This is a genomic window from Pseudomonas sp. EMN2 (assembly GCF_009650555.1).
GTDB lineage: Bacteria > Pseudomonadota > Gammaproteobacteria > Pseudomonadales > Pseudomonadaceae > Aquipseudomonas > Aquipseudomonas sichuanensis.
The window spans coordinates 17,212-30,330 of the sequence record NZ_VZZR01000109.1 but is presented as its reverse complement, the minus strand read 5'-3'; the positions used below and the strand labels follow the sequence as shown (position 1 = coordinate 30,330).

Here is a 13,119-nt window from a genome sequence, read left to right as displayed (position 1 = left end):
GGCATCGTGCTCCGGCGGCAGGTCGACGATGATCAGGCCATCGACACCCGCCGCTTTCGCCTCGGCGACGAACTTGTCCACACCGAAGCGGTGGATCGGGTTGTAGTAGCCCATCAGCACGATCGGCGTGGCCTGGTTGTCCACACGGAATTCACGCACCATCTGCAGGGTCTTGGCCAGGGTCTGGCCGGCTTCCAACGCGCGCAGGGTGGCCAGCTGGATGGCCACGCCGTCGGCCATCGGGTCGGTGAATGGCATGCCCAGCTCGATCACGTCGGCGCCGGCGGCCGGCAGGCCTTTGAGGATCTTCAGCGAGGCGTCGTAGCCAGGGTCGCCTGCGGTGACGAAGGTGACCAGGGCCGCGCGGCCTTCGGCCTTGAGTTCGGCGAAGCGTTGTTCGAGACGGCTCATGCCTGTTTCTCCTGGGCGGCCATGTGGTTCATCACGGTTTGCATGTCTTTGTCGCCGCGACCGGACAGGCAGATCACCATCAGGTGGTCCTTGGGCAGGGTCGGCGCGCGCTTGATCGCCTCGGCCAGGGCGTGGGAGCTTTCCAGCGCCGGGATGATGCCTTCGAGGCGGCAGGTGGTGTGGAAGGCAGCCAGGGCTTCGTCGTCGGTGATGCTGACGTATTCCACGCGCTTCACTTCGTGCAGATAGGCGTGCTCCGGGCCGATGCCGGGGTAGTCCAGGCCTGCGGAAATCGAGTGGGCGTCGGTGATCTGGCCGTCGTCGTCCTGCAGCAGGTAGGTGCGGTTGCCGTGCAGCACGCCCGGTACGCCGCCGTTGAGGCTGGCCGCGTGCTTGTCGGTGTGCACGCCGTGGCCGCCGGCTTCGACGCCGATGATCTTGACGCTTTCATCTTCGAGGAAGTCGTGGAACAGCCCCATGGCGTTGGAGCCGCCGCCGACGCAGGCGATCAGGCTGTCGGGCAGGCGCCCTTCCTTCTCGTGCAGCTGGGCGCGGGTCTCTTTGCCGATGATCGACTGGAAGTCGCGGACCATCGCCGGGTACGGGTGCGGGCCGGCCACGGTGCCGATCAGGTAGAAGGTGTCGTCGACGTTGGTGACCCAGTCGCGCAGGGCCTCGTTCATGGCGTCCTTCAGGGTGCCGGTGCCGGCGGTGACCGGGACGATCTCGGCGCCCAGCAGCTTCATGCGGAACACGTTGGCCTGCTGGCGCTCGATGTCGGTGGCGCCCATGTAGATCACGCAGGGCAGGCCGAAGCGCGCGGCGACGGTGGCGGTGGCCACGCCGTGCATGCCGGCGCCGGTCTCGGCGATCAGGCGCTTCTTGCCCATGCGCTTTGCCAGCAGCACTTGGCCGATGCAGTTGTTCACCTTGTGCGCGCCGGTGTGGTTGAGCTCTTCACGCTTGAAGAAGATCTTCGCGCCGCCGCAGTGTTCGGTCAGGCGTTCGGCGAAGTACAGCGGGTTGGGGCGGCCAATGTAGTCGCGCTGGAAGTAGGCCAGGTCTTCGAGGAACTTGGGGTCGGCCTTGGCGGCTTCGTATTCGCGGGCAAGGTCGAGCACCAGCGGCATCAGGGTTTCGGCCACGTAGCGGCCGCCGAACGAGCCGAACAGGCCGTTGGCGTCGGGGCCGGGGCGGTATTGGGACTGGGACATGGGGCGCTCCATAGGCGAATTTGACAGAGTGACAACGCCTGCGTGGGAGCGGGCTTGCCCCGCGATGCGGCTGACGCTGGTCGATGAGGCCTACTCTAACCAGCACACGCTCGGCTGAAAACCGATAAGATTGCGCAAACTCGTCAGAAAAACTCACAAGTCATATGGCCCAGGACCTTCCCCCCCTCAACGCCCTGCGCGCCTTCGAGGCCACCGCCCGGCTCAACAGTGTCAGCCAGGCCGCCGAAGCGCTGCATGTGACTCACGGCGCGGTCAGCCGGCAGATCAAGGTGCTTGAAGAGCACCTTGGGGTGGCGCTGTTCGTCAAGGACGGGCGCGGCGTCAAACTCACAGATGCCGGCGCGCGCCTGCGCGATGCCAGCTTCGAGGCGTTCGACCGTCTGCGCGGCGTGTGTGCCGAGCTTTCGCGCACGGCGGACGAAGCGCCGTTCGTGCTCGGCTGTTCCGGCAGCCTGCTGGCGCGCTGGTTCATCCCGCGCCTTGGGCGTTTGAAAGCGGACCTGCCGGAGTTGCGCCTGCACTTGTCAGCGGGCGAAGGCGACCTCGATCCGCGGCGCCCAGGGTTGGACGCGCTGCTGGTGTACGCCGAGCCGCCGTGGCCGGCGGACATGCAGGTGCATGTGCTTGCCGAGGAGCGAATCGGCCCGGTGCTGAGCCCGCACTTCGAAGGCTTCGATCGTTTGAAAGCCGCGCCAGCCGTGGCTTTGCAACGAGAAGCAGTGCTGCACACCACCTCGCGACCGCAGGCCTGGCCGACCTGGGCAGCGCAGCAGGGCCTGGCGCCTGAAGCATTGAACTACGGCCAGGCTTTCGAGCATCTGTACTACTTGCTGGAAGCGGCGGTGGCTGGGCTGGGCGTGGCCATCGCGCCGCAGCCACTGGTGGCGGATGACCTCAAAGCCGGGCGGTTGGCAGCACCTTGGGGCTTTTCACCCACCCGTGCGGCCTTGGCCCTGTGGGTGCCTCGGCGCGCCGATGATGGTCGCGCCGAGCAACTGGCGCAATGGCTGCGCCAGGAGCTGCAACGGCAGGCGGGTTAGTTGCGGCGGCACAGCAGGTAGGCGGCCAGCAGGCCAAGGGCGCCAACGGCCACACCGGCGGTGGTCCAGGGGTGCTCCTGGGCGTAGTCGCGGGTGGCGATACCGGTTTCGCGGGTGCGGGTTTTGACATCCGCATAGGCATCGCTGAGCAGGCTGCGCGAGTGCTTGAGGGCGCTTTCGGCACTACCGCGCAGCGCCTTCATGGTTTTCTGCGATTCTTCCGAGGCGTCGTGCTTGAGGTGTTCCAAGGTCTTGAGCAGGCTCTCGATCTCGGCTTCCATGCTTTCCAGCGACGCTTTGCGCAGCGAGTTGTGGGCCATGGTGACTCTCCTTCGCGGTGGATGAGGTGTACAGGGTGCGACTGCGCGGCGGGCTGAAAGTGCGATCGAACTTTCACCTGCGTCATTGCTCGCAGGTAAACCAGGCCGGCACTGCTAGGCTGAACTGACACTTCACCCAAGGAGCGCACGCATGAGCGATCATCACACTTACAAGAAGATCGAGCTGGTCGGGTCCTCGCCCACCAGCATCGAAGAGGCGATCAACAATGCCCTGGCCGAGGCCGGCAAGAGCATCAAGCACCTGGAATGGTTCGAGGTGATCGATACCCGCGGGCATATCCGCGACAACAAGGCCGCGCACTTCCAGGTGACGTTGAAGGTGGGCTTCCGCATCGCCAACAGCTGACAGGCAGCCGGGCTGGCCTCGCCCGGCATGATGCGGTAACAGGTTTGCAGGGCGCACAGGCTGCGCCCTTTTCGACTTTGATCTGTACAAGGAACGCGATAGATGAAGAAGTTGATTGTGGCAGTAGGCCTGATGGTGCTGGCCGGCGGTGCGATGGCGGCAGGCAAGCCGTGCGAAGAGCTCAAGGCAGAGATTGCCGCCAAGCTGGATGCCAAGGGCGTGAAGGGTTATTCGCTGGAGATCGTCAACAAAGGCGACCCGGCGGGCAAGGTGGTGGGTACCTGTGAGGGTGGCGCCAAAGAGATTGTCTACCGTCGCGGCTGATGCCGTGCGTTTTTCGCGGGTAAACCCGCTCCCACAGGTATTCCACTGACTTTGGTAACAGTGGAATACCTGTGGGAGCGGGTTTACCCGCGATGAAGATCATTCGGTCTTGAGGGCCTGCGCCATCAATTCATAAGACCGGATCCGGTCCGCATGTTCATACAGGTCACTGGTAAAGATCAGCTCATCCGCCCCGGTCTGTTCCAGCAGCACCTCCACCTTGGCCCGCACCTTCTGCGGGCTGCCGATCATCGCCAGGCCCAGGAAACTGCTCACCGCGTCTCGCTCATGAGGCAGCCACAGCCCGTTCATGCTCTCGACAGGCGGGCGCTGCATCAGGCTCTGGCCGCGGATCAACGCCAGGATGCGCTGGTACACCGAGGTGGCCAGGTATTCGGCCTTCTCGTCGGTTTCGGCCACCACCATCGGTACCCCGAGCATCACGTAGGGCTTGTCCAGTGTGGTGGAAGGCTTGAAGTGGTCGCGGTAGATGCGAATTGCCTCGTGCATGTAGCGCGGCGCGAAGTGCGAGGCAAAGGCGTACGGCATGCCGCGCATGCCGGCCAGCTGGGCGCTGAACAGGCTCGAACCCAACAGCCACATTGGCACCTCGGTGTCGTGGCCGGGCACGGCGATGACCTTCTGGTCGTCGGTGCGCGGGCCGAGGTAGCGCGACAGCTCCTCGACGTCATCCGGGAAATCGTCGGCGCTGCCGGAGCGCTCACGGCGCAAGGCGCGGGCGGTCATCTGGTCGGAGCCGGGGGCACGGCCCAGGCCCAGGTCGATGCGGCCCGGGTACAGGCTGGCGAGGGTGCCGAACTGTTCGGCGACTACCAGCGGTGCGTGGTTGGGCAGCATCACCCCGCCAGAGCCGACGCGGATGGTCGAGGTGCCACCGGCCAGGTAGCCGATCAGCACGGCGGTGGCCGAGCTGGCGATGCCATCCATGTTGTGGTGCTCGGCCACCCAGAAACGGTGATAACCAAAGCGTTCGGCGTGTTGCGCCAGGTCCAGCGAGTTGCGCAGCGCTTGCGCCGGGCCGCCGTCGGCGCGCACGGGCACCAGGTCGAGGGTGGAAAATTTCAGGTCTCGCAGGTGCGTCATCGAAAGCCTCCGCAGCAAGTGGTTGGCCAAGGGCCTTGCAGACTCTGTATGGGCAGATTCGAAGGATTCAATGCCTGCCAGTGGATTGATCTGAACTTGGCGTGGGCAGGGTCCTCAGAACCATAAGCACCCCACCCTGTGACCAGGAGGCAACATGAAGAAGACAGCATCGGCGATCTGGCAAGGCGGCCTGAAGGATGGCCACGGTTTTCTGTCCACCGAAAGCGGCGCGCTCAAGCAGAACCCCTACGGCTTCAACACCCGCTTCGAGGGCATCCCGGGGACCAACCCCGAAGAACTGATCGGCGCGGCCCATGCCGGGTGTTTCTCCATGGCCCTGTCGATGATGCTGGGCGAGGCTGGCCTGACCCCGGAGCGCATCGACACCTTTGCCGAAGTGAGCCTGGACAAGCAGGCCGACGGCTTCGCCATCACGGCGGTGCACCTGACGCTCAAGGCGAAAGTGCCGGGCGCCAGCGAGGCGCAGTTCCAGGAGATCGCCAACAAGGCCAAGGCCGGTTGCCCGGTGTCCAAGGTGCTGAATGCGACGATCAGCCTGGATGCCACCTTGCTGACCTAGGCCGGCGCAACGGCGGCGGTTTGCGGTAGTCTAAGCAGCATCGGCAGCCCGCCTGCCCTTTCAGGAGTGGTTCCATGATCCGCGTAGCAATTGCCGTGCTGGCCTCGCTGATGGCCACGGGTGCACTGGCCGCAGTCAAGCCGTGCGAGGAACTCAAGGCCGAGATCGAGGCAAAGATCCAGGCGCGCGGGGTAACCTCCTACACGCTGGAGATCGTGCCCAACAGTGAAGTCCATGATCAGAGCATGGTCGTGGGAAGTTGCGAGGGTGGCACCAAGAAGATCATCTACCAGAAGAATGATCGCTAGGGTCGGCCTCGACCTCTGTAGGAGCGGCCTTGTGACGCGATGGGGCGCGTAGCGGCCCCAGGATTTCAGCATCAAACAGAAATCGTCGGGGCCGCTGCGCGGCCCATCGCGGCACGAGGCCGCTCCTACAGATTCCTAGGGAATGCAGAACACATTGCTCGGTTCATTCACCACCACCTTGCGATTGGCGTCGTACAGCAGCACCTGCGGCTGCATCACCGGCGCCCGCGCCTCCAGGCGATAACGCTCGCCGGCCTTGAAGTCGTCGTAGCGTACGGTGAGGTAGCAGGTCCGCTCGGTCGGGTCGGTACTGAAGCCGCCGGAATACACCTCGAAGTCGAAGCGCACCACCAGCTCATGCTTGCCCGGCGTCACCTGGAAGTAGCGGCCATCCTCGAGCCGCTTGCCGTCCAGGCGGTCGGCCATGAGGGTGCGGCCGGGGGTGACGGTGTACATGTCGATCCAGGCCTTGCCTGGATCGACTGGCGGCAAGGGGCTGGCGCAAGCCCCCAGTGCGCTGATGGCGAACAGCATCATGGGCTGGCGCATGGCGAAACTCCCGCTCGCGATTCACAGGCCATAAGCATAGCGCCGTTCGCGGCCTTCAGGTGCGTTGGCAGCCTGCCGGTTCGCCCTGGCCGATCAATTTCTGCTGCTGGTCATACAGCTTGATCCAGGGGCGAAAACCAATGCTGCCGGCCTGCATCTGGTAGCGCTGGCCGGCGGTGAAGCCCTTGTAGGTGAGATTCAGCTGGCAGTCGCGCCACAGCGGCTCGTCCACCGGGCCGATGTTGCTGGGTGTCACGGCGAACTGGTAGCGCACGGTCAGCTCATGATTGCCGGGCTGCACTTCGAAATAGCGGTTGTCGGCCCAGGCCCGTTCATCCACCTGCACGGCATGCAGCGAGGCGTTGTCGTGCGGGGCCAGGTCGATCCAGGCCTGGTTCGGGTCCGGGTCGGGCAAGGTGGCACAGCCGGACAGCAGCATGAGTGTGCCCACGGCAAACCGAGTACGCATGGCGAAGCTCCCCCTTGGCAAGATAGTCTTGGTCGCATTCGGCCGACGAGCGAGATAGACAGCCTCGATGTTTGGACTTTTTCTTTTCACGCGCTGCAGCCGTCCGGGTCTGGACCGCGTTTTCACCCGCTTGGTTCCCGTCGCGCTCGGCGTCCTGCTGAGCGGTTGTTCCAGCCTGGGTTACTACGGTCAGTTGGCCGAGGGCCAATGGCAGCTGTTGCGCGCGCGCCAGCCCGTGGCGCAGGTGATCGACGACCCGGCCACGCGCCCGGAGCTGCGCCAGCACCTGCTGTTCGCCCAGCAGGCCCGGGTGTTTGCCAGTGAGCAGCTGAAACTGCCGGACAATGGCAGTTACCGGGTGTATGCCGAGCTGGGTCGGCCCTACGTGGTGTGGAATGTGTTCGCCACCCCCGAGCTGTCGCTGCAGCCGGTCACTCATTGCTTCCCCATCGCCGGTTGTGTGGCCTATCGCGGCTATTACCAGCAGGGTGCTGCCCGCGGTGCTGCGGCGTTGATGCGCCAGCAGGGCCTGGATGTCTATGTCGGGGGTGTGGAGGCGTATTCGACGCTGGGCTGGTTTGACGACCCGATCCTGTCCAGCATGGCCGCTTGGGGCGACGAGCGCCTGGCCACGGTGATCTTCCATGAGCTGGCGCACCAGCGCTTCTATGTGCAGGACGATACCGAGTTCAACGAGTCATTCGCCTCCTTCGTCGAGCAGGAAGGTACCCGGCAATGGCGCGCGGCGCGTGGGCTGGCAGCGGTCGAGGAGCGTGGGGCCGGGCAGCGTGATGCCTTCATTCGCCTGGTATTGGCCAGCCGCGAACGCTTGCAGGCGATCTATGCCGGGCCGCTGGATGAAGCGGGCAAGCGAATGGCCAAACAGGCGGAGTTCGAGCGGTTGCGGCGCGAGTACCGTGAGGTACGGGATCGGGACTGGGCCGGGGATCGGCGCTTCGATGCCTGGATCTTTGCGCCGATGAACAATGCGAAGTTGTTGCCGTTTGGGCTGTATGACCAGTGGGTTCCGGCGTTTTCGCAGCTGTTCAAGGAGGTTGGTGGGGATTGGCTGGTTTTCTATCAGCGAGTCGAGGCGCTGGGGCGATTGCCGATCGAGCAGCGCAAATCGGCGTTGGCAGAGCTGGCCTCATCGCGGGGCAAGCCCGCTCCCACGATCTAGTCCGTGGGAGCGGCGGTGCGCCGATGCGACTTGCCCCGCGATGAGGTTTGAATCAGCGAACGAACGCCTGATGCAGCTCGGCCAGGGTCTCGAAATGGAACGCCGGCGCTTCGGCCTGCAGTTCCTCGCGGCTCCCAAACCCATACCCCACCGCCACCGCCTGCAAACCATTGCTGCGCGCGCCGATCAGGTCATGCTTGCGGTCACCGATCATCAAGGTCTGCGCCGGGTCCAGCCCTTCCTCGTCCAACAGGTGGCGGATCAGCTCGACCTTGTTGGTCCGGGTGCCATCCAGTTCGCTGCCGTAGATCACCTTGAAGTGCTGGTCGAAGGCGAAGTGGCGGGCGATCTCGCGGGCAAACTCCCACGGCTTGGAGGTGGCGATGTACAGCGTGCGGCCTTGGCCGTTGAGCGCCTGCAGCAACTCCGGCACGCCGTCGAACACCCGATTTTCGTACAGCCCGGTCACCTTGAAGCGCTCGCGGTAGAAGTTCACCGCGTCCCAGGCCTTGGCTTCGTCGAAGTGGTAGAACTGCATGAACGCCTGCAGCAGGGGTGGGCCAATGAAGTGTTCGAGGCGGGCAAGGTCCGGCTCGTCGATGCCCAGCTTGGCCAGGGCGTACTGGATCGAGCGGGTGATGCCCAGGCGCGGGTCGGTCAGGGTGCCGTCTAGGTCGAAGAGGATGTTCTGCTGGTGCATGGTTTTATGGGTGCCTGAAATAGGTGGCGCTGTGGGAGCGGGCTTGCCCCGCGATGACGCTATCGCGGGGCAAGTCGGGGCGCCGAACCGCCGCTCCCACGACATAAACTGGGTTTACTGGTCGAAGCCTTCGGCCAGGTGCTGGTCCTTGAGCTTGACGTAGTTGCCGGCGCTGTAGGCGAAGAACGCGTGTTCCTGTTCGCTCAGCAGCCGCACCTGTTTCACCGGGCTGCCCATGTACAGGTAGCCGCTGGCCAGGCGCTTGCCCGGCGGCACCAGGCTGCCGGCACCGATGATCACCTCGTCCTCGACGATGGCGCCATCCATGATGGTGCTGCCCATGCCCACCAGGATGCGGTTGCCCAGGGTACAGCCATGCAGCATGACTTTGTGACCGATGGTCACCTCGTCGCCGATGATCAACGGGAAACCATCAGGGTTGAAGGGCCCGGCGTGGGTGATGTGCAACACGCTGCCATCCTGCACGCTGGTGCGCGCGCCGATGCGGATGCGGTGCATGTCGCCGCGTACCACCGTCAGTGGCCAGATCGAGCTGTCGTCACCGATCTCGACGTCGCCGATGACCACCGCCGAACGGTCGACGAAGGCCCGTGCTCCCACTTTCGGCGTGTGTTCCTGGAAGGTCCGGAGGGCCATGATAGTGTTCCTCTGCAATGCCGATAGGCAGGCTGCCTGCTGCGGTCGGCGTCGATTGTAATTAAGATGGTCCCGTGTTTCTCCTGCCAAGGTACCCGAACCGTGAGTGCGAACAACCCGCTGCTGCAGTCCCACGATCTGCCGCCCTTCTCGGCCATCCGCGCCGAGCATGTGCTGCCGGCGATCGAGCAGATCCTTGCCGACAACCGCAAGGCCATCGCCGACATCCTCGAGACGCAGGGCAACAACCCGAGCTGGGCCGGCCTGGTGCTGGCCATGGACGAACTGAACGACCGCCTGAGCGCCGCCTGGAGCCCGGTCAGCCACCTCAACGCGGTGTGCAACAGCCAGGAACTGCGCGAGGCCTACGAGTCCTGCCTGCCGGCCCTGAGCGCCTATTCCACCGAACTGGGCCAGAACCGCGCCCTGTTCGACGCCTATCAGGCCCTGGCCAACAGCCCTGAGGCTGCGAGCTTCGATGTGGCGCAGAAGACCATCATCGAGCACGCCCTGCGCGATTTCCGCCTGTCGGGCATCGACCTGCCGGCCGACCAGCAGCAGCGCTACGCCGAAGTGCAGAGCACGCTCAGCGAGCTAGGCAGCCGCTTCTCCAACCAGCTGCTCGACGCCACCCAGGCCTGGACCAAGCACGTCACCGACGAAGCCGCGCTGGCCGGCCTGACCGACTCGGCCAAGGCGCAGATGGCTGCCGCCGCCCAGGCCAAAGGCCTCGATGGCTGGCTGATCACCCTCGAATTCCCCAGCTACTACGCGGTGATGACCTACGCCAGCGACCGCGCCCTGCGCGAAGAGCTGTACGCCGCCTACTGCACCCGCGCCTCCGACCAGGGCCCGAATGCCGGCCAGTTCGACAACGGCCCGGTGATGGCGCAGATCCTCGACCTGCGCCAGGAACTGGCCAAGCTGCTGGGCTACCCGAATTTCGCCGAGCTGAGCCTGGCCACCAAGATGGCCGAGTCCAGCGATCAGGTGCTGAGCTTCCTGCGTGACCTGGCCAAGCGTTCCAAGCCGTTCGCCGAGCAGGACCTTGCCCAGCTCAAGGCCTACGCCGCCGAGCAGGGCACCCCGGAACTGGCCAGCTGGGACGCTGGCTACTTCGGCGAGAAGCTGCGCGAGCAGCGCTACAGCGTGTCCCAGGAAGCCCTGCGCGCCTACTTCCCGATCGACAAGGTGCTGACCGGCCTGTTCGCCATCGTCCAGCGCCTGTACGGCATCGAAATCGCCGAGCTCAAGGGCTTCGACGCCTGGCACCCGGATGTGCGCCTGTTCGAGATCAAGGAAAACGGCCAGCACGTCGGCCGCTTCTTCTTCGACCTCTACGCCCGTGCCAACAAGCGCGGCGGTGCCTGGATGGACGGCGCCCGCGACCGTCGCCGTACCGCGGCCGGCAGCCTGCAGAGCCCGGTGGCCAACCTGGTGTGCAACTTCACCCCGGCCGCGCCCGGCAAGCCTGCGCTGCTGACCCACGATGAAGTCACCACGCTGTTCCACGAGTTCGGCCACGGCCTGCACCACCTGCTGACCCGCATCGAGCATGCCGGTGTGTCCGGCATCAACGGTGTGGCCTGGGACGCGGTGGAGCTGCCGAGCCAGTTCATGGAGAACTGGTGCTGGGAGCCGGAAGGCCTGGCGCTGATCTCTGGTCACTATGAGTCCGGCGAGCCACTGCCCCAGGACCTGCTGGACAAGATGCTGGCGGCGAAGAACTTCCAGTCCGGCATGATGATGGTGCGCCAGCTGGAGTTCTCGCTGTTCGACTTCGAACTGCACGCCACCCACGGTGACGGCCGCAGCGTGCTGCAGGTGCTCGAGGGCGTGCGCGACGAAGTCACGGTGATGCGCCCACCGGCGTACAACCGCTTCCCCAACAGCTTCGCGCACATCTTCGCCGGCGGTTACGCGGCGGGCTACTACAGCTACAAATGGGCCGAAGTGCTGTCGGCCGACGCCTTCTCGCGCTTTGAAGAGGAAGGCGTGCTCAATGCCGAGACCGGCCGCGCGTTCCGCGAGGCGATCCTGGCCCGGGGCGGTTCCCGCGAGCCGATGGTGCTGTTCGTCGACTTCCGTGGCCGTGAGCCTTCCATCGATGCATTGCTGCGCCACTGCGGCCTGAGCGAGGACGCAGCGGCATGAGTGAGGTAGCCGTGAGCAAGACCAAGCGACGCTTTATCGCCGGGGCCGTGTGCCCGGCGTGCAGCGAGATGGACAAGCTGATGATGTGGAGCGAAGACGATGTGCCGCACCGCGAGTGCATGGCCTGCGGGTTCACCGATACGTTGAATGAGCAAGGGCTGTCGGTGCCCAAGGAGCTCGGTACGCGGGTCAACCAGCTGGCGCCGAAGGCGGCGCCGGTGAAAGTGCAGGTGCAGACGGTGCAGTTCTTCCCCAACCCGAAGCTGAAGAAGCCGCAGGACTGAAGTCTAATCGCGGGGCAAGCCCGCTCCCACGATCTGATCCCTGGGCTGCCCCCAAAGCAGTTGGACACCAAGCCAAATCTTTGGGGTAGACCACAGCGTGGGAGCGGGCTTGCCCCGCGATGATCGGTTGTAGCTATCCTGCCGAGCTCGGATTACTGTATGCGCATACAGTAATTCGGGTTTTTCATCATGAAGCCAACCCCCCTCCGTGGCCGCGGCACCACCGCCAATCCCCACAACCGCTTCGCCCCCAACCACTCGGTGGCCGAGGACGACGGTTGGTACCAGGAAGTCCCGCTCACCCAGGGCACCGAGGTGCGGATCGAGCTGGCCAAGACCATCATTGCCCGCAACACCTCCCCCGACCTGCCCTTCGACCGCTCCATCAACCCCTACCGTGGCTGCGAGCACGGCTGCATCTACTGCTACGCCCGCCCCAGCCACGCCTACTGGGACCTCTCCCCCGGCCTGGACTTCGAAACCAAGCTGATCGCCAAGACCAACGCCGCCGAGGTGCTCGAACAGCAACTGAGCAAACCGGGCTACGTCTGCGCGCCGATCAACCTGGGCTCCAACACCGACCCCTACCAGCCCATCGAACGTGAGCAGCAACTCACCCGGCGGCTGCTGGAGGTGCTGCTGCGCTACCGCCATCCGGTGACCATCGTCACCAAGGGCTCGCTGATCCTGCGCGATCTCGACTTGATCAGCGAACTGGCCAGCCAGCGCCTGGCGCGGGTGATGATCAGCCTCACCACCCTCGACGATGAGCTCAAGCGCACGCTGGAGCCCCGTGCCGCCGCGCCGAAAGCGCGTTTGCGCGCGATTCGGGTCTTGCGCGAGGCTGGGGTGCCGGTGGGTGTGCTGTGTTCGCCGATGATCCCGATGATCAACGACAGTGAGCTGGAGCGCCTGCTGGAAGCGGCGAAGGAAGCCGGTGCCCAGAGCGCGGCGTACATGATGCTGCGCCTGCCGCTGGAGGTGGCGCCGCTGTTCGAGCAGTGGCTGCGAGATCACTACCCGCAACGCTCCGAGCATGTGCTGAGTCTGATCCGCCAGAGCCGGGGTGGCGAGCTGTACGACAGCCGGTTTGGCGCGCGGATGCGTGGTGAAGGTGTGTTCGCCGAACTGCTGGCGCAACGGTTTCGCAAGGCGGCCAGGCGTCTGGGGTTCGAGGGGCGGGAGGAGCTTGCGTTGGATTGCACGGCATTCTGCCCGCCGGGCGGGCAGATGGCGTTGTTCTGAATGCGTCTGTAGGAGCGGCTTCAGCCGCGAACACCGGCAAAGCCGGTGCCAGCCATCGCGTCGCCTGCTTCGCGGCTGAAGCCGCTCCCACAAGGTCTGCGTCATCCCCTGCAACGCTACCCCCAGCGTCGCTAATGCCAGGCATCAAAATCATTCGTGGGTATTGGCAACTGATGCTTTTTTGCTATTATC

General features: G+C 64.9%; 17 protein-coding genes. 9 read left to right on the top strand and 8 right to left on the bottom strand.

Features of this window, described 5'->3' with window-relative positions; all coding sequences use genetic code 11:
* Positions 1–411: tryptophan synthase subunit alpha (gene trpA / locus F6X61_RS25190; RefSeq protein WP_153789036.1), on the bottom strand; the 411-nt coding region annotated here is incomplete at its 3' end.
* The gene (gene trpB / locus F6X61_RS25185; RefSeq protein WP_153789035.1) at positions 408–1,625 is read right to left on the bottom strand and encodes a tryptophan synthase subunit beta; all 1,218 of its coding nucleotides are present in this window, start codon (positions 1,623–1,625) and stop codon (positions 408–410) included. The genes trpA and trpB, both read right to left, overlap by 4 nt.
* A gap of 164 nt (positions 1,626–1,789) precedes the next feature.
* On the opposite strand from trpB, the gene F6X61_RS25180 reads away from it, so the two are divergent.
* On the top strand, positions 1,790–2,686 hold the full coding sequence (locus F6X61_RS25180; protein WP_153789034.1) for a LysR family transcriptional regulator: 897 nt from the start codon (positions 1,790–1,792) through the stop codon (positions 2,684–2,686).
* On the opposite strand, the gene F6X61_RS25175 is transcribed toward F6X61_RS25180, so the two are convergent.
* Entirely contained in the window at positions 2,683–3,006 is a 324-nt protein-coding gene (locus F6X61_RS25175; protein ID WP_110994096.1) for a YqjD family protein, read from the bottom strand. The genes F6X61_RS25180 and F6X61_RS25175 overlap by 4 nt on opposite strands.
* 151 nt (positions 3,007–3,157) lie before the next feature.
* Here F6X61_RS25175 and F6X61_RS25170 point away from each other — a divergent pair, with 151 nt between their 5' ends.
* Positions 3,158–3,373, top strand: coding sequence for a dodecin (locus tag F6X61_RS25170; protein WP_023632599.1), 216 nt, complete (start codon positions 3,158–3,160; stop codon positions 3,371–3,373).
* Positions 3,374–3,475: 102 nt separating this feature from the next.
* Complete coding sequence (locus F6X61_RS25165) at positions 3,476–3,697, top strand: DUF1161 domain-containing protein (RefSeq protein WP_153789033.1); 222 nt, start codon at positions 3,476–3,478, stop codon at positions 3,695–3,697.
* A gap of 99 nt (positions 3,698–3,796) precedes the next feature.
* Here the strand turns inward: F6X61_RS25165 and F6X61_RS25160 are convergent, their stop codons facing one another.
* Complete coding sequence (locus tag F6X61_RS25160) at positions 3,797–4,801, bottom strand: LLM class flavin-dependent oxidoreductase (protein WP_153789032.1); 1,005 nt, start codon at positions 4,799–4,801, stop codon at positions 3,797–3,799.
* 154 nt (positions 4,802–4,955) lie between these two features.
* Between F6X61_RS25160 and F6X61_RS25155 the strand changes: the two genes are divergently transcribed.
* Both F6X61_RS25155 and F6X61_RS25150 read left to right on the top strand, forming a co-directional pair.
* Positions 4,956–5,381 carry an OsmC family protein gene (locus F6X61_RS25155; protein WP_153789031.1) on the top strand — a complete coding sequence of 142 codons (426 nt, stop codon included), beginning with the start codon at positions 4,956–4,958 and terminating at the stop codon, positions 5,379–5,381.
* Positions 5,382–5,455: 74 nt separating this feature from the next.
* Positions 5,456–5,689 carry a DUF1161 domain-containing protein gene (locus tag F6X61_RS25150; protein ID WP_153789030.1) on the top strand — a complete coding sequence of 78 codons (234 nt, stop codon included), beginning with the start codon at positions 5,456–5,458 and terminating at the stop codon, positions 5,687–5,689.
* A 135-nt stretch (positions 5,690–5,824) separates the two neighbouring features.
* On the opposite strand, the gene F6X61_RS25145 is transcribed toward F6X61_RS25150, so the two are convergent.
* Positions 5,825–6,238, bottom strand: coding sequence for a hypothetical protein (locus tag F6X61_RS25145; protein WP_125462054.1), 414 nt, complete (start codon positions 6,236–6,238; stop codon positions 5,825–5,827).
* Positions 6,239–6,293: 55 nt separating this feature from the next.
* The gene (locus F6X61_RS25140; RefSeq protein WP_110994102.1) at positions 6,294–6,707 is read right to left on the bottom strand and encodes a hypothetical protein; all 414 of its coding nucleotides are present in this window, start codon (positions 6,705–6,707) and stop codon (positions 6,294–6,296) included.
* Positions 6,708–6,774: 67 nt separating this feature from the next.
* On the opposite strand from F6X61_RS25140, the gene F6X61_RS25135 reads away from it, so the two are divergent.
* The gene (locus F6X61_RS25135) at positions 6,775–7,887 is read left to right on the top strand and encodes an aminopeptidase (protein ID WP_153789029.1); all 1,113 of its coding nucleotides are present in this window, start codon (positions 6,775–6,777) and stop codon (positions 7,885–7,887) included.
* Positions 7,888–7,939: 52 nt separating this feature from the next.
* Here the strand turns inward: F6X61_RS25135 and F6X61_RS25130 are convergent, their stop codons facing one another.
* Both F6X61_RS25130 and F6X61_RS25125 read right to left on the bottom strand, forming a co-directional pair.
* Entirely contained in the window at positions 7,940–8,587 is a 648-nt protein-coding gene (locus F6X61_RS25130) for an HAD family hydrolase (protein WP_153789028.1), read from the bottom strand.
* A 114-nt stretch (positions 8,588–8,701) separates the two neighbouring features.
* The gene (locus F6X61_RS25125; protein WP_153789027.1) at positions 8,702–9,244 is read right to left on the bottom strand and encodes a gamma carbonic anhydrase family protein; all 543 of its coding nucleotides are present in this window, start codon (positions 9,242–9,244) and stop codon (positions 8,702–8,704) included.
* Between the two features lie 102 nt (positions 9,245–9,346).
* Here F6X61_RS25125 and prlC point away from each other — a divergent pair, with 102 nt between their 5' ends.
* The 3 genes from prlC to F6X61_RS25110 all read left to right on the top strand — a co-directional run bounded on the left by prlC (position 9,347) and on the right by F6X61_RS25110 (position 12,927).
* A complete protein-coding gene (gene prlC, locus F6X61_RS25120) occupies positions 9,347–11,398 on the top strand; it encodes an oligopeptidase A (RefSeq protein WP_256671424.1) in 2,052 nt (683 codons plus the stop codon).
* Positions 11,395–11,682, top strand: a complete 288-nt coding sequence (locus tag F6X61_RS25115) for a YheV family putative zinc ribbon protein (protein WP_153789025.1) — start codon at positions 11,395–11,397, stop codon at positions 11,680–11,682. Before prlC ends, F6X61_RS25115 begins: the two co-directional genes overlap by 4 nt.
* 189 nt (positions 11,683–11,871) lie before the next feature.
* On the top strand, positions 11,872–12,927 hold the full coding sequence (locus F6X61_RS25110; RefSeq protein WP_371923759.1) for a PA0069 family radical SAM protein: 1,056 nt from the start codon (positions 11,872–11,874) through the stop codon (positions 12,925–12,927).
* Positions 12,928–13,119 lie beyond the last annotated feature (192 nt).